At 71.7% G+C, this 19,798-nt stretch carries 23 protein-coding genes and 3 tRNA genes; 9 read left to right on the top strand and 17 right to left on the bottom strand.

Going from position 1 to position 19,798, the window contains the following annotated elements:
- The 11 genes from IM725_RS07415 to trpE form a co-directional block, all read right to left on the bottom strand.
- Positions 1-125, bottom strand: a 125-nt coding sequence (locus IM725_RS07415) for a GTP-binding protein (protein WP_227753662.1), incomplete at its 3' end; no start/stop codon positions are given.
- Between the two features lie 82 nt (positions 126-207).
- A tRNA-Thr gene (locus IM725_RS07420) sits at positions 208-282 on the bottom strand.
- Between the two features lie 27 nt (positions 283-309).
- Positions 310-383: transfer RNA gene (locus tag IM725_RS07425), tRNA-Gly, on the bottom strand.
- Between the two features lie 108 nt (positions 384-491).
- Positions 492-577 (bottom strand) — tRNA-Tyr (locus IM725_RS07430).
- A gap of 189 nt (positions 578-766) precedes the next feature.
- Entirely contained in the window at positions 767-1,480 is a 714-nt protein-coding gene (locus IM725_RS07435) for a uracil-DNA glycosylase (RefSeq protein ID WP_193779943.1), read from the bottom strand.
- On the bottom strand, positions 1,477-2,268 hold the full coding sequence (gene trpC / locus IM725_RS07440; RefSeq protein ID WP_193779944.1) for an indole-3-glycerol phosphate synthase TrpC: 792 nt from the start codon (positions 2,266-2,268) through the stop codon (positions 1,477-1,479). The genes IM725_RS07435 and trpC overlap by 4 nt, the downstream gene beginning before the upstream one ends.
- Before the next feature lie 2 nt (positions 2,269-2,270).
- Positions 2,271-3,302: an anthranilate phosphoribosyltransferase gene (trpD, locus tag IM725_RS07445; protein WP_193779945.1), complete on the bottom strand. Its 1,032-nt coding sequence runs from the start codon at positions 3,300-3,302 to the stop codon at positions 2,271-2,273.
- An 18-nt stretch (positions 3,303-3,320) separates the two neighbouring features.
- Positions 3,321-3,965, bottom strand: a complete 645-nt coding sequence (locus IM725_RS07450) for a LysE family translocator (protein ID WP_193779946.1) — start codon at positions 3,963-3,965, stop codon at positions 3,321-3,323.
- Between the two features lies 1 nt (position 3,966).
- The gene (ltaE, locus tag IM725_RS07455) at positions 3,967-5,013 is read right to left on the bottom strand and encodes a low-specificity L-threonine aldolase (protein ID WP_193779947.1); all 1,047 of its coding nucleotides are present in this window, start codon (positions 5,011-5,013) and stop codon (positions 3,967-3,969) included.
- A 1-nt stretch (position 5,014) separates the two neighbouring features.
- Complete coding sequence (locus IM725_RS07460; protein WP_227753661.1) at positions 5,015-5,599, bottom strand: anthranilate synthase component II; 585 nt, start codon at positions 5,597-5,599, stop codon at positions 5,015-5,017.
- On the bottom strand, positions 5,596-7,095 hold the full coding sequence (trpE, locus tag IM725_RS07465) for an anthranilate synthase component I (RefSeq protein ID WP_193779948.1): 1,500 nt from the start codon (positions 7,093-7,095) through the stop codon (positions 5,596-5,598). The genes IM725_RS07460 and trpE overlap by 4 nt, the downstream gene beginning before the upstream one ends.
- Before the next feature lie 284 nt (positions 7,096-7,379).
- Here trpE and IM725_RS07470 point away from each other — a divergent pair, with 284 nt between their 5' ends.
- On the top strand, positions 7,380-7,988 hold the full coding sequence (locus IM725_RS07470; protein ID WP_193779949.1) for a chalcone isomerase family protein: 609 nt from the start codon (positions 7,380-7,382) through the stop codon (positions 7,986-7,988).
- On the opposite strand, the gene gph is transcribed toward IM725_RS07470, so the two are convergent.
- The 3 genes from gph to IM725_RS07485 all read right to left on the bottom strand — a co-directional run bounded on the left by gph (position 7,975) and on the right by IM725_RS07485 (position 11,430).
- Positions 7,975-8,655, bottom strand: coding sequence for a phosphoglycolate phosphatase (gph, locus tag IM725_RS07475; RefSeq protein ID WP_193779950.1), 681 nt, complete (start codon positions 8,653-8,655; stop codon positions 7,975-7,977). The two genes, IM725_RS07470 and gph, sit on opposite strands and share 14 nt — an antisense overlap.
- Before the next feature lie 105 nt (positions 8,656-8,760).
- Positions 8,761-9,111, bottom strand: a complete 351-nt coding sequence (locus tag IM725_RS07480; RefSeq protein ID WP_193779951.1) for a KGG domain-containing protein — start codon at positions 9,109-9,111, stop codon at positions 8,761-8,763.
- Positions 9,112-9,264: 153 nt separating this feature from the next.
- Entirely contained in the window at positions 9,265-11,430 is a 2,166-nt protein-coding gene (locus tag IM725_RS07485; RefSeq protein ID WP_193779952.1) for a catalase, read from the bottom strand.
- Between the two features lie 224 nt (positions 11,431-11,654).
- Between IM725_RS07485 and IM725_RS07490 the strand changes: the two genes are divergently transcribed.
- Positions 11,655-11,915: a hypothetical protein gene (locus tag IM725_RS07490; RefSeq protein ID WP_193779953.1), complete on the top strand. Its 261-nt coding sequence runs from the start codon at positions 11,655-11,657 to the stop codon at positions 11,913-11,915.
- A 66-nt stretch (positions 11,916-11,981) separates the two neighbouring features.
- Here IM725_RS07490 and rpe read toward each other — a convergent pair whose 3' ends face one another.
- Complete coding sequence (rpe, locus tag IM725_RS07495) at positions 11,982-12,665, bottom strand: ribulose-phosphate 3-epimerase (RefSeq protein WP_193779954.1); 684 nt, start codon at positions 12,663-12,665, stop codon at positions 11,982-11,984.
- A gap of 55 nt (positions 12,666-12,720) precedes the next feature.
- On the opposite strand from rpe, the gene apaG reads away from it, so the two are divergent.
- The 7 genes from apaG (at position 12,721) to IM725_RS07530 (ending at position 18,166) form a co-directional block, all read left to right on the top strand.
- Entirely contained in the window at positions 12,721-13,101 is a 381-nt protein-coding gene (apaG, locus tag IM725_RS07500) for a Co2+/Mg2+ efflux protein ApaG (protein ID WP_193779955.1), read from the top strand.
- A 66-nt stretch (positions 13,102-13,167) separates the two neighbouring features.
- Positions 13,168-14,421, top strand: a complete 1,254-nt coding sequence (locus IM725_RS07505; protein ID WP_193779956.1) for a cation:proton antiporter domain-containing protein — start codon at positions 13,168-13,170, stop codon at positions 14,419-14,421.
- Positions 14,414-15,586, top strand: a complete 1,173-nt coding sequence (locus tag IM725_RS07510; RefSeq protein WP_407692508.1) for a YbdK family carboxylate-amine ligase — start codon at positions 14,414-14,416, stop codon at positions 15,584-15,586. Before IM725_RS07505 ends, IM725_RS07510 begins: the two co-directional genes overlap by 8 nt.
- A gap of 109 nt (positions 15,587-15,695) precedes the next feature.
- On the top strand, positions 15,696-16,652 hold the full coding sequence (gene thiL, locus IM725_RS07515) for a thiamine-phosphate kinase (RefSeq protein WP_193779957.1): 957 nt from the start codon (positions 15,696-15,698) through the stop codon (positions 16,650-16,652).
- Positions 16,624-17,169 carry a thermonuclease family protein gene (locus tag IM725_RS07520; protein WP_193779958.1) on the top strand — a complete coding sequence of 182 codons (546 nt, stop codon included), beginning with the start codon at positions 16,624-16,626 and terminating at the stop codon, positions 17,167-17,169. Before thiL ends, IM725_RS07520 begins: the two co-directional genes overlap by 29 nt.
- Positions 17,166-17,693: a phosphatidylglycerophosphatase A family protein gene (locus tag IM725_RS07525; protein ID WP_193779959.1), complete on the top strand. Its 528-nt coding sequence runs from the start codon at positions 17,166-17,168 to the stop codon at positions 17,691-17,693. The genes IM725_RS07520 and IM725_RS07525 overlap by 4 nt, the downstream gene beginning before the upstream one ends.
- Positions 17,690-18,166 (top strand): CinA family protein, encoded by a 477-nt coding sequence (locus IM725_RS07530; protein ID WP_193779960.1) that lies wholly within the window; start codon positions 17,690-17,692, stop codon positions 18,164-18,166. Before IM725_RS07525 ends, IM725_RS07530 begins: the two co-directional genes overlap by 4 nt.
- On the opposite strand, the gene IM725_RS07535 is transcribed toward IM725_RS07530, so the two are convergent.
- Entirely contained in the window at positions 18,146-18,580 is a 435-nt protein-coding gene (locus IM725_RS07535; protein ID WP_321576193.1) for a putative toxin-antitoxin system toxin component, PIN family, read from the bottom strand. The genes IM725_RS07530 and IM725_RS07535 overlap by 21 nt on opposite strands.
- Entirely contained in the window at positions 18,573-19,796 is a 1,224-nt protein-coding gene (locus IM725_RS07540; RefSeq protein WP_193779962.1) for a THUMP domain-containing class I SAM-dependent RNA methyltransferase, read from the bottom strand. The genes IM725_RS07535 and IM725_RS07540 overlap by 8 nt, the downstream gene beginning before the upstream one ends.
- Positions 19,797-19,798 lie beyond the last annotated feature (2 nt).

The raw sequence follows: 19,798 nt of genomic DNA on the forward strand, positions 1-19,798 counted from the left end.
CCACCGAACTTGGACGCCAGGATCGTGGTGATGGCCGCCGTCAGCGTCGTCTTGCCATGGTCCACGTGGCCGATCGTGCCCACGTTCACGTGCGGCTTGGTCCGCTCAAACTTGCCTTTTGCCATTTGTCGACACTCCGAAAAGTAACGTTCAACGAAGGCGCTGCCGCCTTTTGCATCAAGGGGCGCTCGTGACGCCCCACAAAGTTGGTGCCCTTGGCGGGAATCGGACCCGCGACCTCTCCCTTACCAAGGGAGTGCTCTACCACTGAGCCACAAGGGCTTGAAACCATCACGCGAAGCCTGCCGCTGGAGCGGGAGACGGGAATCGAACCCGCGTCATCAGCTTGGAAGGCTGGGGTTCTACCATTGAACTACTCCCGCCTCGGGCCGGACGGGACACCCCTTCCAGACCGCTCAAGCTCGACAGTTGCCTGCTTCGTGCTTCCTTCAAACCTTCAAATTCATCGCCTGACCCCTTCCCAAGGAAGGTGGTGGAGGAGGCTGGATTCGAACCAGCGTAGGCGTAAGCCAACAGATTTACAGTCTGCCCCCTTTAGCCACTCGGGCACCCCTCCGGCGAACCTCGAAATATAGCACGGTTTTGCGACAGTCGCCTCAGGTGGCTGAACTTTTTGGCCGAACGCGCGGCGCCGCAAACCCGCCACACGGCGAGGGCCGCCATCATCGCACGGATGCCGCCCGGCCCGGCGCATGGCCCTGCTCCTCGGCGTCCGTGGCGGCCGCCGGGGCGCCCGGCCCGCCGCTCAGCCGAACACCGACGGAACGCCGCGCTCGGCCAGCCACTGCCCAGCCTGGCGGAAGTGCCCGCTGCCCAGGAAGGGCACCGGCGGCCGGCGGGCCGACAGCGGCGACGGGTGGTTGGCCTGCAGGATGAGCGTGTCGCGCCCGTGCGCCGCGGCGACACGGGCGATCAGCGGCGCCTTGGCCTGGGCATGGGCGCCCCACAACAGGTACACGCAGGGGGAGGCCGTGGCGGCCACGCGCTCCAGCAGGGCGTCGGTGAGCTGCTCCCAGCCCTTCTTGGCGTGGCTGCCGGGCTGGCCGTCCTCCACCGTCAGGCTGGTGTTGAGCAGCAGCACCCCCCGCCGGGCCCAGTCGGCCAGGCTGCCATGGCCGGGCCAGGCCGACCTGTCGCCGTACAGCTCGGCGTAGATGTTGCGCAGCGAGGGCGGCAGGCGCACGCCGGCGGCCACCGAAAACGCCAGCCCCTCCGCCTGGCCCGGCCCATGGTAGGGGTCCTGGCCCAGCACCACCGCCCGCACCTGCGGCAGGGGCGTCAGCTCGAGCGCGCGCAAGGGTTGCGGCGGGTAGACCACCGCGCCCTGCGCCAGCCGCTCGCGCAGGAAATGCGAGAGCGCATGCCCCTGGGCCGTGGCGAAGAAGGCGTCGAGCACCGGCTGCCAGCCCTCGGCCACCGTCCAGCGCTGCGGCGGCCAGCTGCGCAGCCGCTCGCTCATCCGGCGAACAGGCGGGCCAGGGCCTCGCCCGGGTCGGGCGCCCGCATGAAGGCCTCGCCCACGAGGAAGGCATGCACGCCGGCGTCGCGCATGCGCTGCACGTCCTCGCGCTGCAGGATGCCCGATTCGGTCACCACCAGGCGGTCCGCCGGCACGTCACCCAGCATGCCCAGCGTGGTCTCCAGCGACACCTCGAAGGTGCGCAGGTTGCGGTTGTTGATGCCCAGCAGCGGCGTCTTGAGCTTGAGCGCGCGGCCCAGCTCCTCGCGGTCGTGCACCTCGACCAGCACGGCCATGTCCAGGCTGCGGGCGATGGCCTCCAGCTCCGCCATCTGCGCATCGTCCAGGCAGGCCGCGATGAGCAGGATGCAGTCGGCGCCCATGGCCCGCGACTCGTAGACCTGGTAGGCGTCGACCATGAAGTCCTTGCGCAGCACCGGCAGCGGGCAGGAGGCGCGCGCCTGCTTGAGGTAATCCGGCTGGCCCTGGAAGAACTGGCGGTCCGTCAGCACCGACAGGCAGGCCGCGCCGGCCTCGGCATAGGACTGCGCGATGTCGGCGGGGATGAAGTCCTCGCGCAGCACGCCCTTGCTGGGGCTGGCCTTCTTGACCTCGGCGATGACGGCGCTGTGGCCGGCGGCGATCTTCGCGCGCATGGCGCCGACGAAGTCCCGCGTGAGCACGCGGCTCTCGGCATCGGCGCGCATGGCCGCCAGCGGAACCTTCTTCTTCGCCGCCGCGACTTCCTCGTGCTTGACGGCGACGATCTTGTTCAGGATGTCCGACATGATCAGCCCGCCGCCTTCTGGGTGAAGGCCACCAGCTGCGCCAGTCGCTCGCGCGCCGCGCCCGAGGCCAGCACCTCGCGCGCCCGGGCGATGCCGTCGGCGATGGAGGCGGCCACGTCGGCGGCGTACAGCGCCGCGCCGGCGTTGAGCAGCACGATGTCGCGCGCCGGGCCGGGCTGGTCGTCCAGCACGGCCCGCAGGAGGTCGCGCGACTGCTCGGGCGTCTCGACCTTGAAGCTGCGGTTGCTGGCCATGGCGAAGCCGAAGTCCTCGGGATGCACCTCGTATTCGGTGATCTCGCCCTTGCGCAGCTCGCCGACCAGCGTGGCCGCGCCCAGGCTCACCTCGTCCATGCCGTCGCGGCCGTAGACCACCAGCGCGTGCTCGGCGCCCAGGCGCTGCAGCGCGCGCACCTGGATGCCGACCAGGTCGGGGTGGAACACCCCCATCAGGATGTTGGGGGCGCCGGCCGGGTTGGTCAGCGGGCCCAGGATGTTGAAGATGGTGCGCACGCCCAGCTCCTTGCGCACCGGGGCCACGTTCTTCATGGCCGGATGGTGGTTGGGCGCGAACATGAAGCCGATGCCGGTTTCGGCGATGCAGCGCGAGATCGCGGCGGGCGGCAGGTTGATGTTGACGCCCAGGCTCTCCAGCACGTCGGCGCTGCCGCTCTTGCTGGAAACGCTGCGTCCGCCGTGCTTGCTGACCTTGGCCCCCGCGGCCGCGGCCACGAACATGGCGCAGGTGGAGATGTTGAAGGTGTGCGAGCCGTCGCCGCCGGTACCCACGATGTCCACCAGGTGGCTGCGGTCGGCCACGTCCACCTTGGTGGAGAACTCGCGCATGACCTGGGCCGCCGCGGTGATCTCGCCGATGGTCTCCTTCTTCACGCGCAGGCCGGTGACCAGGGCCGCCGTCATGACGGGCGAGAGCTCGCCGCTCATGATCATGCGCATGATCCTGAGCATCTCGTCGTGGAAGATCTCGCGGTGCTCGATGGTGCGCTGAAGCGCTTCCTGCGGAGTGATGGGCATGGGGTTCTTTCGGGAAACTCAGGCGCTGGGATTGTCGGTCAAGGCCAGCTTCAGGCCAAAGGCGAGGAACATGCAGCCGGCCACGCGCTCCAGCCCGCCCATGACGCGGCGCACGGCGCCGACCCGTCGCGCGAGCCAGGCGGCGGCCAGCGCCCAGCCGATGTCCACCCACAGCGCGTTGAAGTTGAACAGCAGGCCCAGGCCCAGGAAGGCCAGGGTCTTGTGCGGCATGGCCGGGGTGATGAACTGCGGCAGGAAGGCCAGGAAGAAGAGCGCCACCTTGGGGTTGAGCACGTTCGTGCCGAAGCCCTGCACGAAGACCTGGCGCAGGGCCAGGGGCGACGCGGCGCCCTCCCCGGCCTGCGCGAGCGCCGCCGGGCCGCGCGAGCGCAGCATCTTCAGGCCCACCCACACCAGGTAGGCCGCGCCCACCCACTTGAGCACCGTGAAGGCCGTGGCCGAGGCCGCGACCAGCGCGCTCAGGCCCAGCGCCGCCGCCAGGATGTGGACGAAGCAGCCGGCGGTGATGCCGGCCGCCGCCGCGATGCCGGCACGCACGCCGCCGCGCACGGACTGCGTGACGATGAAGACCACGTCCGGGCCGGGCGCGAGGTTCAGCAGCAGGCCGGCCGCGACGAAGACGAGCAGGTGCTGCAGGTCCATCTCAGCCGCGCTGGAAGAACTCGCGCAGCAAGCCCGTGGCGCGGGCGATGCCTTCGTCGTCCACGTCCAGGTGCGTCACGAAGCGCAGCCGGTACAGGCCGGTGGCCAGCACGCCGCGCTCGGCCAGCCAGGGCAGCAGGTGTGCGGCCTTGTGCCTGGCCTCGCCGACGAGGTCGATGAAGACGATGTTGGTGTCCGGCGCCTGCACCTGCACGCCGTCCAGGCCCGCCAGGCCCTCGGCCAGGCGCCGGGCCCGGGCATGGTCCTCGGCCAGCCGTGCGACGTGGTGCTCCAGCGCGTACGAGCCCGCGGCCGCGAGCACGCCGGCCTGGCGCATGCCGCCGCCCGCCATCTTGCGGATGCGCCGCGCGCGGGCGATCAGCTCGCGCGAGCCGCAGAGCACCGAGCCCACGGGCGTGCCCAGGCCCTTGCTGAGGCAGACCGAAACGCTGTCGAAGCAGCTGGCGATGCGGCGCGCCTGCGCATACGGGTCGGTACCCAGCCGGCGGGCCTGCTCCACGGCTGCGTTGAAGAGGCGAGCGCCGTCCAGGTGGCGGGCGAGGCCGCGCTCGCGCGCCAGCGCCGTGGCCGATTCCAGCCAGGCCTGCGGCATCAGCTGGCCGCCCAGGGTGTTCTCCAGCGCCAGCAGCCGGCTGCGCGCGAAGTGCGGATCGTCGGGCTTGATGGCCGCCTCGATGTCGGCCAGGGCCAGGGTGCCGTCGGCCTGGTGCGCCAGCGGCTGCGGCTGCACGCTGCCGAACACCGCGGCGCCGCCGCCTTCCCAGCGGTAGCAGTGGTGCAGCTGGCCGGTGATGTACTCGTCCCCACGCTGGCAGTGCGCCAGCACCGCGCACAGGTTGGACTGCGTGCCCGTGGGCACGAACAGGCCGGCCTCGAAGCCCAGCAGGGCGGCCAGCCGCTCCTGCAGCGCGTTGACGCTGGGGTCGTCCCCGAAAACGTCGTCGCCCAGGGGCGCGGCCATCATGGCCTCGCGCATGGCGGCCGTGGGCTGGGTGACGGTATCGCTGCGCAGGTCCACGGGCGTCATGTCAGGCCTCCTGGGTGAGGAAGTTCTTGAGCATGGCGTGGCCGTGCTCGGTGAGTATGGATTCGGGGTGGAACTGCACGCCCTGGATCGGCAGCTCGCGGTGGCGCACGCCCATGATCTCGCCGTCGTCCGTCCAGGCCGTGGTTTCCAGCACCGGCGGGCAGGCGTCGCGTTCGATCGCGAGCGAGTGGTAGCGGTTCACGGTGAACTGCCTGGGCAGGCCGGCGAACACGCCCTTCTGCGTGGTGGTGATCACGCTGGTCTTGCCATGCATCAGCTGCTGGGCGCGCACGATGCGGCCGCCGAAGGCCGCGCCTATGGACTGGTGGCCCAGGCACACGCCCAGGATGGGCAGCTTGCCGGCGAAGTGGCGTATCGCCGCCACCGAGATGCCGGCCTCGGCCGGCGAGCAGGGGCCGGGCGACACCACCAGCAGGTCCGGCGCGCGGGCCGCCACGCCGGCGAGGTCGATCTCGTCGTTGCGGAACACCTCGACCTGCGCGCCCAGCTCGGCGAAGTACTGCACCAGGTTGAAGGTGAAGCTGTCGTAGTTGTCGATCATCAACAGCTTGGGATGGGCGTTCATTCCAGGCCCTCCTCGACCAGCTCGGACGCGCGCACCAGGGCGCGCGCCTTGGCCTCGGTCTCCTTCCATTCCAGCTCAGGCACGGAATCGGCGACCACGCCGGCCGCGGCCTGTACGTAGAGCATCTGGTCCTTCACGATGCCGGTGCGGATGGCGATCGCCAGGTCCATGTCGCCCGCGTAGCTCAGGTAGCCGCAGGCGCCGCCGTAGAGGCCGCGCTTGTTCGGCTCCAGCTGGTCGATCAGCTCCATCGCATGCACCTTGGGCGCGCCGGAGAGCGTGCCGGCCGGGAAGGTGGCGCGCAGCACGTCCATGGCGCTCATGCCCTCGTTGAGGAGGCCTTCCACGTTGCTCACGATGTGCATCACGTGGCTGTAGCGTTCCACCGCGAAGGCTTCGGTCACCTTCACGCTGCCGGTCTGGGCGATGCGGCCGATGTCGTTGCGCGCCAGGTCGATCAGCATCACGTGCTCGGCCCGCTCCTTGGGGTCGGCCACCAGCTCTTTCTCGACGGCCTTGTCGTGCTCGGGCGAATTGCCGCGCGGCCGGGTGCCGGCCAGCGGCCGGATGGTGACCTTCTGGCCCTCGGGCACCTGCTCCTGCCGCACCAGGATCTCCGGCGACGCACCCACCACGTGGAACTCGCCGAAGTGGTAGTAGTACATGTAGGGGCTGGGGTTCAGCGAGCGCAGCGCGCGGTACAGCGACAGCGGCGATTCGGTGTAGCGCTTCTTCAGGCGCTGGCCCACCTGCACCTGCATGAAGTCGCCGGCGGCGATCAGCTCCTTGGCGCGCTCGACGGCCTTCAGGTAGTCGGCCTTGGCGAACTCTCGCTCGCAGGGGTGGCTTTCGGTCTGCCGCAGCACGGGGGCGCTGACCGAGTACTTCAGCAGGTCCTTGAGCTCGCGCAGGCGGCGCTTGCCGCGGCCGTAGGCCTCGGGCTGGCCCGGGTCGGCGTAGACGATGAGGTAGAGCTTGCCCGAGAGGTTGTCGATGACCGCCAGCTCCTCGCACTGCAGCAGCAGGATGTCGGGACAGCCCAGGGTGTCGGGCGGGCAGCTCTCCTCGAGCTTCTTCTCGATGTAGCGCACCGTGTCGTAGCCGAAGTAGCCGGCCAGGCCACCGCAAAAGCGCGGCAGGCCGGGCCGCAGCGCCACCTTGAAGCGCTTCTGGTAGGCCTCGATGAAGTCCAGCGGGTTGCCGGTGGCCGTCTCGACCACGTGGCCGTCGGTCACGACCTCGGTGCGGGCCGCCTCGCCGAAGCCGCTGGCGCGCAGCAGCGTGCGCGCCGGCAGGCCGATGAAGCTGTAGCGGCCGAAGCGCTCGCCGCCGACCACCGATTCCAGCAGGAAGCTGTGGCGGCCGCCGTCGCGCGCATGGGCGAGCTTCAGGTACAGCGAGAGCGGGGTTTCGAGGTCCGCGAACGCCTCGGCGATCAGCGGGATGCGGTTGTAGCCCTGCGACGCAAGGCTCTTGAATTCCAGTTCGGTGATCAAGAGTGAGCCTCCACAAGCTCGGCGGCCGACCAGGGGCCGCGGGATTCGACGAGAAGCCCCCCGTGGGGAGGCGCGGTGCGCGGGTGCCTTGCCCGCGCGATTCTCAGCTGCGCAACTGGACAGGCTGGCGCCAGGGCCAGGCTCCCCGGTCGCTGCGACCCGTGATGTCCGTGCGGTGGATGAACATAGGCGGCCAGTGTAGCAAACCGTCGCGAATGGGATTGCCTTCGGCCGGGCCTCGCGGAAGAATCGGCCCATCCGCAAGCTTTTGGATGGAGCAGTCGATGGTGGGATGGAAGCGAGGGGCCGCGGCGGCCCTGGTGGGCATGGCCCTGGCGTTCGGGGCCTCGGCCCAGACCACGCTGGCGGGCGCACGGTTCGAGCCCGAGGTCAGCCTGGGCAGCCAGAAGCTGCAACTCAATGGCGCGGGCGTGCGCTTCAAGACCGTCATCAAGGTCTATGCCGCCGGCCTGTACACGCCACGCAAGGTGACCCGCGCCGAGGATGTCCTCAATCCCCAGCTGCCCAAGCGCCTGCAGCTGGTGGCACTGCGTGACATCAGCGGGGACGACTTCGGGCGCCTCTTCAGCCGGGCGATCGAGGAGAACACCACGCGGCAGGAGTTTTCCCACGCCATCGGCGCGGTGATCCGCATGGGCCAGATCTTTGCCGACGTGCACCAGTTCTCCAAGGGCGAAACCGTGCTGGTGGACTACGTGCCGGGCCAGGGCCTGGCGATCAGCTACCGCGGCAAGCAGCAGGGCGAGATGTTCCGCGAGCCCGAATTCAGCGCCATGATGTTCAAGATCTGGTTCGGCCCGAAGCCGGCGGACTCCACGCTGGAGAAGGCGCTGCTGGGCGAGCAGAACTACGCCAACATCAACCTGGGCTGAGCGCCGCCAGCTCGGCGAGGCTGTCGACCCAGGCGTCGGCGTCCACCTCGCGCGCGGGCTGGCCGTGGTTGTAGCCGTAGGTCACCAGCAGCACCGGGCAGCCGGCCGCCCGCGCGGCGGCCGCGTCGTTGCTGGAGTCGCCCACCATCAGCGTGCGTGCGGGCTGCGAACCCAGCGCTTCGCAGGTGCGCAGCAGCGGCAGCGGGTCGGGCTTCTTGCGCTCGAACGAATCGCCGCCGAAGACATGGTCGAAGCTGTCCAGAAGCCCCGTGTGGGCCAGCAGCGGCCGGGCGAAGCCCAGCGGCTTGTTGGTCAGGCAGGCCAGCTTCCAGCCCGCGGCACGCATGGCCCGCAGGCCCTGCGGCACGCCGGGGTAGACGCTGGCGTGCCGCCCGTTGATCGCGAGGTAGTGCCGCTGGTAGGCCGGCCAGGCCGCTTCGTACAGCCCCGGGTCGGCGTGCACCTCGGCCAGCACGGCGCGTATCAGGTGCTCCGAGCCCTTGCCCACCAGGCGTGCGATGGCCTCGCGGCCCAGCGGCGGCAGGCCCAGCTCGGCGAGCGTCGCGGCCAGCGCCGCGTGGAAATCGCCCAGGGTGTCGACCAGGGTGCCGTCCAGGTCGACGATCGCGGCCTGGACTGGGAATCGGGGGGTGAAGGGAAGCTGCACGGGGCGCGATGCTAACCCGGCCCAAGAAAAAGGAGGCGCCTCGGCGCCTCCTTCAGGGTGCGGCCCGGGCGGCGGCTCGCGCCGCCGTTCCGGGTCCAGGCCGGGTCAGCGGCGGTTGCCGCCGCCGTGGTTGCCACCCTGGTTGCCGCCTTGGTTGCCGCCGCGGTTGCCACCGCCGTGGCTGGCCTGGCCGCCCTTGCTGCCGGCCTCGCGCGCTTCCTCGGACGTGAACTCGTGGGCCGTGCCCTTTTCATGGGCCGCCTTGCCGCCCTTGCTGCCGGCTTCGCGGGCTTCCTCGGAGCTGAACTCGTGGGCCGTGCCCTTCTCGTGGGCCGCCTTCCCGCCTTCGCTGGCGATCTCGCGCTGGCGATCCGGGTCCATGGAGGCGAAGCCGCGGTTGGAGCTGCCGCCCTGGTTGCCGCCCTGGTTGTGGTTGCCTTGGTTGTTCGATGCCATCTGTGATCTCCTTGGATGAAACGGTGTCTAGCGACCGGCACCGCGCCGGCCACAGGTCGCTATTGAGGACCGGGGGATGGCACCGTGGGGTCGGTCATGGGGGACGCGGGGCGTAGGAACAGGCCGATGCGCGGCGGCCCCGGCGCGCGAGGCTCAGGCGGCCAGCGACGCCACGCCAGGACGGCCCCAGTGCCTGTGCCGGGCCATCGCCGCGAGGAAGTCCTGGGCCAGCTGCGCGCGCGCGGGCGGCTCGTTGCGGCCCACCACCAGCCCGGGCACGCCGGCGCCGTCGGCGGCCACGCCCAGCGACGCGAGCAAGGTCACCGCCTCGCCGATCAGGCACAGGGGCTTGCCGTGCCGGTAGGCTTCGAGCACGAAATGCAGCGCGTCGCCGCTGGCCGCCAGTGCCTCCACGCTGGAGGGCCCACCCGGCACCAGCACCGCATCGAACAGCACCGAGGGCGTGAACTGGAAGTTCTGCGTGACGGCCAGCTGCTGCCCCGACGCAGTGGCCACGCTGCCCAGGCGCTCGCCCAGCACGCTGCAGCTCGCGCCCGCGTCCTGCAAGGCCTGCTGGATCACACGCATCGCGCCCACCTCCACGCCGCTGGCCACCAGCACGGCGACGCGCCGGCCCGCCAGCTGCGGGCTGCCGGTGGGCACGGCGGCCTCGATGCTGAGGGAGGGCGCGGCCTCGATCGGCAGCTTGTGGCGGCCGTCACGGAACCCGGCCCGGCCGGCTGCCGCCTTGGGGTCGGGCGGTGGCAGGCCCAGGCCTTCGGCCAGCTTGCGCGCGAGGCGCGAATCGACGTGCGCCAGGTTGTCCACCACGCGCTGGCGCACGCCCTGCACCGTGACCTGGGTCAGCTCGTGCAAGAAGGCGGCGACGATGTGTTCCTTCTCGGTCGGCCCCTGGCTGTTCCAGAAGAACGAGGCCTGGCTGAAATGGTCGTCGAAGCTGGCGCTGCGCCGCCGCAGCTTGGGCGACTCCAGCGGCACGGCCTCGGTCTGGAAGCCCTGCTGCCCGCCGTCGACGCGGAACTCCGCCCCGGTGGCGAGCGAGTTGGGCTCGTAGGCCACGGGACCCTTGTTCACCTGCAGGCGGTTGGCGCCGCCGCGCTGGAAGTTGTGCACCGGGCAGAGGCTGCGGTTGATCGGCAGCTCGTGGTGTTTGGGACCGGACAGCCGCCAGGCCTGCGCCTGGGTGTAGGCCGACAGCCGCCCCTGCAGCAGCGGGTCCTCGCTGAAGTCGATGCCGGGCACCAGGTGGCCGGGGTGGAATGCCACCTGCTCGGTCTCGGCGAAGAAGCTGTCGGGATTGCGGTTCAGGACCAGGCGGCCCACCACCAGGGGCTGCACGACCTCCTCGGGCAGCAGCTTGGTCGGGTCGAACAGGTCGAAGCCCAGGCTCGCCGCGCGCTCCTGCGGCACCAGCTGCAGCGTCAGCTCCCACTCGGGAAACTGGCCGGCCTCCAGGCTCTCCCACAGGTCGCGGCGCAGGAAGTCCGGGTCGCGCCCGGCGATCTTCACCGCCTCGTCGGCGAGCAGCGCGTGCCGGCCCAGGCGCGGACGCCACAGGAAGCGCGCGCAGTGCACCGCGCCGCGCGCGTTCACCAGCCGGAAGGTGTGCACGCCGAAGCCCGCCATCATGCGCAGGCTGCGCGGCAGCGCGTGGTCGGACATCAGCCACATCAGCGCATGCGTGGTCTCGGGCATCAACGAGGCGAAGTCCCAGAAGGTGTCGTGCGCGCTGCTGGCCTGGGGAATGTCGTTGCCGGCCTCGCCCTGCAGGGCGTGGATGAAGTCCGGGTACTTCATCGCGTCCTGCACGAAGGCCACCGGGAAGCTGCTGCCCACCAGGTCGAAGTTGCCCTCGCGGGTGTAGAACTTGACGGCGAAGCCGCGCGCATCGCGCACCGTGTCGGCGGACCCGCGCGCGCCGGTGAGGTTTGAAAAGCGCACGAACACCGGCGTGCGGCTGCCCACCTCCTGCAGGAAGTCGGCCCGCGTGAAGTCCACCATGGGCCGCACCAGCTCGAAGTAGCCATGGGCCGCGCAGCCGCGCGCGTACACCACCCGCTCGGGAATGCGCTCCTGCGCGAAGTGCGAAAGCTTCTCCTGCAGGATGAAGTCCTCGAGCAGGGTGGGCCCGCGCGGGCCCGCCTTGAGCGAGTTGTGGTTGTCCGGGATGGTGACGCCGTGGTTGGTCGTCAGCTGCGAGTCCGCCGATTGCGCGAAGGCCTCCAGCTGCTTGTGCTTGGCGGCGACGCTCTCGCCCGCCCGTGACTTTCGCTGGGCGTCCTGCCTGGACTGTGCCATGGTGATGCTGCGGCCTTCCTGCAATGGCTGAATCGGCCCAGCGTACGCAAGCTCATGGGCGCGGCCCGTCGTCGGGCCGCCGCGGCGTTCGTAGTCGGGGGCCGGCGGCCGCCGTAGGAAAGCGCCCACGCCCGCCGCCGCGGGCCCCGGGCCCGGCGGCCGACTACAGCGCGACCGTGCCGCGTCCTACCCCGGCCGCGCGCGGCGCTGGCAACCATTGACGCATGAAAGACCCCCGCCAGCCTCCCATGAGCCCCAAGCAGCCGCGCACCGAGCGGCAGCAGGGGGAGAAGCAGGAAAGCGTGCCGCAGGTGCCGGCCGAGCGCGACGAGTCGGGCCACAGCCAGGCTGCGGACGCGCCGTCGATGCGGCCCCTGGGCCGCCAGGCCCAGCAGGACCTGGAAGCCGGCCGCAGCGACACCAGCCGCGGCGAGGAGTCCGACGCCAGCTACCGCAAGCTCAGGGACGGCGACACGGGCGCCTGAGGCGGCGGCTGAAGTTGCCCGGCCACGCCGCGGGCGCCGGGCCGGCCCGGCAGGCTTGAGCGCCGCTCAGCCGGCCAGTTCGGCCCGCATGGCCGAGATGACCTTGGCGTAGTCGGCCTGGCCGAAAATCGCGCTGCCGGCCACGAAGGTGTCGGCACCGGCGGCGGCCACGCGCGCGATGTTGTCGACCTTGACGCCGCCGTCGACCTCGAGCCGGATGTCGCGGCCGCTGGCATCGATGCGCTTTCGCACCTGCTCGATCTTGCGCAGCGCCGAGTCGATGAAGCCCTGGCCGCCGAAGCCCGGGTTCACGCTCATGATGAGCACCAGGTCGATGTCCTCCAGCATCCAGTCGAGCACGTCGACCGGCGCGCCGGGGTTGAACACCAGGCCCGGCTTGCAGCCCGCGGCGCGGATGGCCTGCACGCTGCGGTGCACGTGGGTGGACGCGTCCGGGTGGAAGCTGATGTAGTCGGCGCCGGCCTGCGCGAAGGCCTGCGCCAGCGCATCCACAGGCTGCACCATCAGGTGCACGTCGATGGGCACCGGCGTGCCGTCCGGGGCCACGGCATGCTTCTTCAGCGCCTGGCAGACCATGGGCCCGAAGGTCAGGTTGGGCACGTAATGGTTGTCCATCACGTCGAAATGGATCCAGTCGGCGCCGGCGGCGATCACGTTGCGCACTTCATCGCCCAGGCGGGCGAAGTCGGCAGAGAGGATGGACGGGGCGATGCGGTGGGCCGTGCTCATGGCCGGGATTGTCCCAGAACGCCCGGGGTCGGGCCCGGCGCGCTAGCATCGCCACATGTCCAAATACGCGATCCGTGTCGAAGTCGAACCGCGCTACCTGCCCGAGCAGTCGGCGCCCGAGCGCGGGGTCCACAGCTTCGCCTACACGATCACCATCAGCAACGCCGGCGAGGTGCCGGCCCAGCTGATCTCGCGGCACTGGCACATCGCGAACGCCAACGGCGAAACGGAAGAGGTGCGCGGGCTGGGCGTGGTCGGGCACCAGCCGCTGCTGCGCCCGGGCGAATCCTTCCAGTACTCCAGCGGCTGCCGGCTGCGCACGCCCACCGGCACCATGCACGGCAGCTACTTCTTCGTGGCCGAGGACGGCGAGCGCTTCGACGTCGAGATCCCGCTGTTCGTGCTGGGCGACGGCACCGAGCGCGTGCTCCACTGACAGCGCGCCGTCCTACACGGCGCTCGCCTGCAGAGCCTTAGATTGCCCGGCTAGGAAAGCCGCGCAATGACCGAACTCATGGCCCTGTGGGCCGACTGGCTGCGCCCCTCGGCCGGCCTGCCGACCGTGCAATGGTCGCTGCTGCTGGCCCTGGCCGCGGCCGCCGGCCACCTGCTGCAGCGGCACACCGGCCTGCCGCAGGTGGTGGGCTGCACGGCCGTGGGCAGCATCGCCGGGCTGGCCGGCTTCTCGGGCCTGGACTGGCCGCTGCGCGGTGTCGCCCTGTTCCTCATCGAGCTGGGCGTGTCCGTGGTGCTTTTCGAGGCCGGTGGCCGCCTGGCCCTGCGCTGGCTGCGCCACAACCCCATGGTGCTGCTGCAGAGCCTGCTGGCGGCCGGGCTGACCGGCCTCTTCGTCTACCAGGCCCTGCGCTGGTCGGGCGTGCGGCCCTCGGTCGCCGAGTCCATCGGCATCCTCGCGATCGCCTCCTCGCCGGCGGTGTTCAGCCGGGTCGCCAGCGACAGCGGGGCCTCGGGCCCGGTGACCGAGCGGGCCGGCGCGCTCGCCACGCTGGGTGCGCTCTACGCCCTGACCCTGGTCAACGCACGCACCGGGCTGCTGCACCGCGACACCACGGCCCTGGTCGAGCTGCTGGTCCCGGTGGCGGTGGTGCTGGGTGTGTCGCTGCTGGTGGCGGCCGTGCTGGCGCTGGCGCTCAAGCTGGCCCTGGGCTGGATGAACCCGGCCAGCGAGAACACCGCCATGCTGCTCATCGCGCTGATCGCTGCGGCCACCGCGGTGGCCGCGCACCTGGGCGGCTCGGCGCCGCTGGCCGCCCTGCTGGGCGGGCTGCTGCTCAAGCAGCTGCATCCGCGGCCCTGGTCCTGGCCACGCCAGCTGGGCATCGCGTCATCGCTGCTCACGCTGCTGATGTTCGTGATGGTGGCGGTGGTCGCGGCGCGGGCGCCCTGGAACCACGCGGTCGCCGGCACGGTGGCGGCCCTGGTGCTGGCGCGCGGCGCGGCGCAGGTGCTGGGCGTCCTGCTGGCCAACCGCGGCAGCGGCACCAGCCTGCGCCAGGCGGCCTGGGTGGGGCTGGCGCTTTCGCCCATGGCCTCGCTCTCGCTGCTGCTGGCCTCGCAGTACGCCGCCACCTCGCTGACCCAGGGGCCGGAGGTCACGGCCATCGTCCTGCCGGCGATCCTGCTGATGGAGGTGCTGGGCGCGATGCTGGCCACGGTGGCCATCTACCGCAGCGGCGAAAGCACGCAGCCCGAGGGCGGCGAGCCGCTGCCCGGCCTGGGGGACCTGCGTGGCTAGGCCGGCCGCGCTGCCCGCCGCCGGGCCGGGCGAGCCGCCTGCGCTGGAGCCCTTCCGCGCGTCGGCGCCGCTGACGCTGGGCGTGGAGCTGGAGCTGCAACTCGTCAACACGCACGACTACGACCTCGCCCCCTATGCCCAGGAGATGCTGCGCCTGGTCGAGGCCGAATCGCCCGGCCTGCCCGGCAGCGTGGTGCCGGAGATGACCAGCAGCATGATCGAGATCTCCACCGGCGTGTGCACCAGCGCGGCGCAGGCGCGCGACGAGCTGGAGGCGATCCGCGACGCGCTGCTGAGCGCGGCCGACCGGCTCAACATCGCGGTGGTCGGCGGCGGCACGCACCCCTTCCAGCAGTGGCACGAGCGGCGCATCTACGACAAGCCGCGCTTTCGCGAACTCTCCGCGCTCTACGGCTATCTCTCCAAGCAGTTCACGGTGTTCGGCCAGCACGTGCACCTGGGCTGCCCGGACCCCGACGCCGCCCTGCTGATGCTGCACCGCATGTCGCGCTACATCCCGCACTGCATCGCGCTCTCGGCCTCCTCGCCCTATGTGCAGGGGCAGGACACGCAGTTCGACTCGGCGCGCCTGAACTCGGTCTCGGCCTTCCCCATGTCCGGCCGCGCGCCCTTCGTGCTGCGCTGGGACGACTTCGAGCGCTTCTTCCAGAAGACGACCCGGACCGGCGTGGTGCGCAGCATGAAGGATTTCTACTGGGACATACGCCCCAAGCCCGAGTACGGCACCATCGAGATCCGCGTCTTCGACACCCCGCTGACCATCGACCGTGCCGCCGCGCTGGCCGGCTTCGTGCAGTGCCTGGCCGCCTGGTTCCTGGACGCCTCGCCCTTCATGCCGGCCGAGGACGACTACATGGTCTACACCTACAACCGCTTCCAGGCCTGCCGCTTCGGCCTGGAGGCCGCGTACGTGGACCCGGCCAGCGGTGCGCACCGCCCCTTGCGCGAGCACCTGCTGGAGACGCTGCGCAGCCTGAAGCCCTACGCGCAGTCGCTGGGCGCCGCCTACGGCGTGCAGATGCTGGCCGAGGACGTGGAGCACGGCACCAACGACGCGCGCTGGCTGCGCGAACGCCAGCAGCGCGAGCGCCTGCTGGCCGAGGTGGTGCGGCAGGCGGCGATGAAGCTGCGCGGCCACCGCTGATCGCGCGCACGGTGGCGTGCCGTGGGATGCGCGGGCGCCGCCAGCCGTGACGGAACACCCGCGCAGGCCCAAGCCCCGGCGCCCCGGCGATCGGCGCGACAATCGCCCCATGGGTGAGTTCGAGTTGATTGAGCGCTTCTTCCGCCGGCCGGCCGTGCGCAGCCCGCTGGGCGCGGGCGACGACTGCGCGCTGCTGGCGCCGGCCCCCGGCATGCAGCTGGCCGTGTCCACCGACATGCTGGTGGAAGGCCGGCACTTCCTGTCCACCGTGGACCCGCGCCGGCTCGGCCACAAGTGCCTGGCGGTGAACCTGAGCGACCTGGCCGCCTGTGGCGCATCGCCGCTGGGCTTCACGCTGTCGCTGGCGCTGCCGCAGGCCGACGCGGCCTGGCTGCAGCCCTTCTCCGAGGGGCTGCTCGCGCTGGCCGATGCGCACCGCTGCGAACTGCTGGGCGGCGACACCACGCGCGGCCCCCTGGCCATCAGCATCACCGTGTTCGGCGAGGTCCCGGCAGGCCAGGCCCTGCTGCGCAGCGGCGCGCGCGCCGGCGACGAGCTCTGGGTCAGTGGCCACACCGGTGACGCGCGTGCGGCGCTCGAGGTCTTCCGCGGCACGCTCTCGCTGCCGGCCGCGGTGTTCGAGGCGGCGCGCGCGCGCATGGAAACGCCGACCCCGCGCGTGGCGCTCGGCGAGGCCTTGCGCGGCATCGCCCATGCCGCCGTGGACATCTCCGACGGCCTGCTGGGCGACCTGGGGCACATCCTGCGCGCCTCCGGCGTGGGCGCCACGTTGGACGCCGGGGCCACGGCCACGCTGGTGGCCTGCGGCGACGCGCTGGAGCCGGCGCGACGCCTGGAATTCGCGCTGGCGGGCGGCGACGACTACGAGCTGGCCTTCACCGCGCCCACGGCGGCACGGGACGCGGTGCAGGCCGCCGCCGCCGGCGCCGGCGTGCGGGTCACGCGCATAGGCCGCATCGAGCCCGGCCCCGGCCTGCGCGTGCTGGACGGCGAGGGCCGTCCCCTGGACCTGCGCTTTGGCAGCTTCGACCATTTCGCTTCCTGAGACCTGGCGCGGCGGCCTGGCGGCGCTGCTGCTGGCGGTGGGCCTGCTGGGGGCGCCGGCGGTCCGCGCCGCGCCCGCGAGCTTCGAGGCCGAAGTGGTCCACGTGACCGATGGCGACACCGTCATCGTGCGCCGGGCGCGCGGCGGCGGCGAGCTCACGGTGCGCATCGAGGGCATGGACGCCCCCGAGATCTGCCAGGCGGGCGGGCCCGCATCGCGCAGCGCCCTCGCCGGCCTGGTGCTGCACCGCCGGGTGGAGGTCGCGCCACGCGGGCGCGACACCTACCGCCGCACCCTGGCGCGGCTGCGGCTGGGCGGCCAGGACGTGGGCGGCTGGATGGTCGCCCAGGGCCAGGCCTGGTCCTACCGCTTCCGCGGCCGCCAGGGGCCCTACCACGAGGCCGAGGTGCGCGCCCGCTGGGAGCAGCGCGGCCTCTGGGCCCAGCCGCACGCCGAGGAGCCGCGGCGCTTCCGCCAGCGGCACGGCAGCTGCCACCCGGGTAGCATCGCGCGGTGAGCGAAACACCCGCCCCTGACGCTGCGCCGCGCCGGCCCGACGCCCGCTTCCTGCTGTCGCATCCCGCCCATTTCATCGCGCTGGGGCTGGGATCGGGCCTCTCGCCGGTCGCACCCGGCACCGCCGGCACGCTGTGGGCCTGGCTGGCCTGGCTGGCCTTGCAGCACTGGCTCAGCCCCGTCGCACTGGGCTGGGTGGTGGTGCTCTCCTTTCCGATCGGCTGGTGGGCCTGCACGCGGGCGGCGATGCGGCTGCGCATCCTGGACCCGGGCTGCATCGTCTGGGACGAGGTCGCTGCCTTCTGGCTGGTGCTGTGGCTGGTCACGCCGGCCGGCCTGCTGGCCCAGGCCTGCGCCTTCGCCCTGTTCCGCTTCTTCGACGCCGCCAAGCCGGGCCCGGTGGGCTGGGCCGACCGGCTGTTCCACGGCTTCGGCTGGGCCGGCGGCTTCGGCATCATGCTGGACGACCTGGTGGCGGCCTTCTGCACGCTGCTGGTGATCGCCGGCTGGAGGGCCTGGACATGAACGACCGCGTGACGGAACTCGCCGCGCTGCTGCTGGAACGCGAATGGATGCTGGCCACGGCCGAAAGCTGCACCGGCGGCATGATCGCCGCCGCCTGCACCGACCTGGCCGGCTCCAGCCAGTGGTTCGAGCGCGGCTTCGTGACCTACTCGAACGAGGCCAAGGTCGAACTGCTGGGGGTGGCACCGGCCCAGCTCGAAGCGCACGGGGCGGTGAGCGAGGTGGTCGCGCGTGCCATGGCCTTCGGCGCGGTGCGCCATTCGCGCGCGCGCGTCAGCGTGGCGGTGACCGGCGTCGCCGGCCCCACCGGGGGCTCGGCGGCCAAGCCGGTGGGCACGGTGTGGTTCGGCTTCATGGTCGACGGCCGCCTGTCCAGCGAGACCCGTCGCTTCGAGGGCGACCGCGCCGCCGTGCGTGCCGCCACGCGCGAGCACGCGCTGCAGCGCCTCATCTCACTGTTGCAGCAGGCCTGAGTCCAGCAGCGCCTGCAGCTTCGCCAGCGAGGGCGCCACCGGCACGCCCAGGCCGAGCAGTCGCCGCTTCATGGTGAGCACGGCCGCGTCCTTGGACAGCAGGGGCGCCCGGTGCGCCACGGCCAGGTCGATGAACTTCTGGTCGTCCGCGTCCTTGCAGGTGTAGGGCGCCTTGGCCGCCACGGCCACGCCCTCCACGTGCGCGTCGTAGCGGTCCATCAGCCCCTGCGCGGTATCGCCGCGGGCGGCGATGCGCGCGGCGAGGTGCGGGTAGTCCAGCACCCGCCGCAGCTCCTCGCGCATCTCGGCCGTGGCCAGCCAGCGCCAGGCCCGCTGGCCCAGGGCCTGGGCCAGCGGCAACGCGGCCTCGTCCTGGAACACCCACAGGTCGAGGACCACGTTGGTGTCAATCACCAGCGGGGGGCTCTGCATCCTTGCGCGCGGAGCCGCGCACCATGTCGAAACGGAACAGCCGGCATTCGATGGGACCGTTCCACATCGGCATGCGGCGCGATTCCTTCAGCCGCATTCGCGAGGGCAGCTTCAGGTCGGGCGTGAGCACCCAGGCCGTCCAGCCCGGGAAGTTCTTCTTCCAGTGCGCGGCCAGGGCACGAAAAAAGTCGGTGCCCTCCTCCGCCTCGGGCCGCTCGCGGCCGCCGCGCGTGCTGCCCGCCACGCCGGCGGTGCCTATGCGCTCGCCGTACGGCGGGTTGAGCAGCAGCAGGCCCGGCGTCTCGCTGGGCGGCATGCGCTGCAGCGCGTCGCCGCCGCGGAACTGCACCGCCTGGGCCACGCCGGCCCGCTCGGCGTTGCGCTGGGCGAAGTCCACCATGCGGAAGGCGACGTCGCTGCCGAACACCGGCGCGGCGGGCGCGTGCCGCTGGGCCCGGGCCTCCTCGCGCAGCTGCTCCCACACGGCCGGCTGGAAGGGCCGCAGGCGCTCGAAGCCGAAGCGGCGGATCAGGCCCGGCGCGATGCCGCAGGCGATCTGCGCCGCCTCGATGGCGATGGTGCCGCTGCCGCAGCAGGGGTCGTACAGCGGCACGCTGCCGTCCCAGCCGCTGGCGGCGAGCATGGCGGCGGCCAGCGTTTCCTTCAGGGGCGCCTCGCCCGTGTCCTCGCGCCAGCCGCGCTTGAACAGGGGCTCGCCCGAGGTGTCGATGTAGAAGGTGGCCTCGGTGGACGTGAGGTGCGCGAACACGCGCACCTGCGGCCGCGCCGTGTCGACGCTGGGCCGGTCGCCCGCGCGGTCGCGGAAGCGGTCGGCGACCGCATCCTTGATCTTCAGCGCGGCGAAGTTCAGGCTCTTGAGCGGGCTGTGCTGCGCCGTGAGCTCCACCTTGAAGGTCTCGCGTGGCGTGAACCACGCTTCCCAGGCGATGGCGAACGCAGCGGCGTACAGGTCCTGCTCGTTCGCGTAGGGGCCGTGCGCCACCTGCACCAGCACGCGCTGGGCCAGGCGGCTGTGCAGGTTCAGGCGCAGCGCGTCGCGCCAGGACGCGCGCAGCAGCACGCCGCCGCGGCCGGTCAGCAGGTCGTCGCCCTGCAGGCCGGTGAGCCGGTGGACTTCGTCGGCCAGCAGGTCCTCGACGCCGGCGGCGCAGGGAAGGAACAGGCGCAGTTCGTTCATGG

Source organism: Ramlibacter aquaticus, from assembly GCF_015159745.1.
Classification (GTDB): Bacteria; Pseudomonadota; Gammaproteobacteria; order Burkholderiales; family Burkholderiaceae_C; genus Ramlibacter; species Ramlibacter aquaticus.

Excerpts from the sequence above, each read along its gene's own strand:
- IM725_RS07435 (WP_193779943.1), bottom strand. The coding sequence starts at position 1,480 with ATGAGCGAGCGGCTGCGCAGCTGGCCGCCGCAGCGCTGGACGGTGGCC.
- trpC (WP_193779944.1), bottom strand. The coding sequence starts at position 2,268 with ATGTCGGACATCCTGAACAAGATCGTCGCCGTCAAGCACGAGGAAGTC.
- trpD (WP_193779945.1), bottom strand. The coding sequence starts at position 3,302 with ATGCCCATCACTCCGCAGGAAGCGCTTCAGCGCACCATCGAGCACCGC.
- IM725_RS07450 (WP_193779946.1), bottom strand. The coding sequence starts at position 3,965 with ATGGACCTGCAGCACCTGCTCGTCTTCGTCGCGGCCGGCCTGCTGCTG.
- ltaE (WP_193779947.1), bottom strand. The coding sequence starts at position 5,013 with ATGACGCCCGTGGACCTGCGCAGCGATACCGTCACCCAGCCCACGGCC.
- IM725_RS07460 (WP_227753661.1), bottom strand. The coding sequence starts at position 5,599 with ATGAACGCCCATCCCAAGCTGTTGATGATCGACAACTACGACAGCTTC.
- IM725_RS07470 (WP_193779949.1), top strand. The coding sequence starts at position 7,380 with ATGGTGGGATGGAAGCGAGGGGCCGCGGCGGCCCTGGTGGGCATGGCC.
- IM725_RS07480 (WP_193779951.1), bottom strand. The coding sequence starts at position 9,111 with ATGGCATCGAACAACCAAGGCAACCACAACCAGGGCGGCAACCAGGGC.
- IM725_RS07485 (WP_193779952.1), bottom strand. The coding sequence starts at position 11,430 with ATGGCACAGTCCAGGCAGGACGCCCAGCGAAAGTCACGGGCGGGCGAG.
- IM725_RS07490 (WP_193779953.1), top strand. The coding sequence starts at position 11,655 with ATGAAAGACCCCCGCCAGCCTCCCATGAGCCCCAAGCAGCCGCGCACC.
- rpe (WP_193779954.1), bottom strand. The coding sequence starts at position 12,665 with ATGAGCACGGCCCACCGCATCGCCCCGTCCATCCTCTCTGCCGACTTC.
- apaG (WP_193779955.1), top strand. The coding sequence starts at position 12,721 with ATGTCCAAATACGCGATCCGTGTCGAAGTCGAACCGCGCTACCTGCCC.
- IM725_RS07505 (WP_193779956.1), top strand. The coding sequence starts at position 13,168 with ATGACCGAACTCATGGCCCTGTGGGCCGACTGGCTGCGCCCCTCGGCC.
- thiL (WP_193779957.1), top strand. The coding sequence starts at position 15,696 with ATGGGTGAGTTCGAGTTGATTGAGCGCTTCTTCCGCCGGCCGGCCGTG.
- IM725_RS07530 (WP_193779960.1), top strand. The coding sequence starts at position 17,690 with ATGAACGACCGCGTGACGGAACTCGCCGCGCTGCTGCTGGAACGCGAA.
- IM725_RS07540 (WP_193779962.1), bottom strand. The coding sequence starts at position 19,796 with ATGAACGAACTGCGCCTGTTCCTTCCCTGCGCCGCCGGCGTCGAGGAC.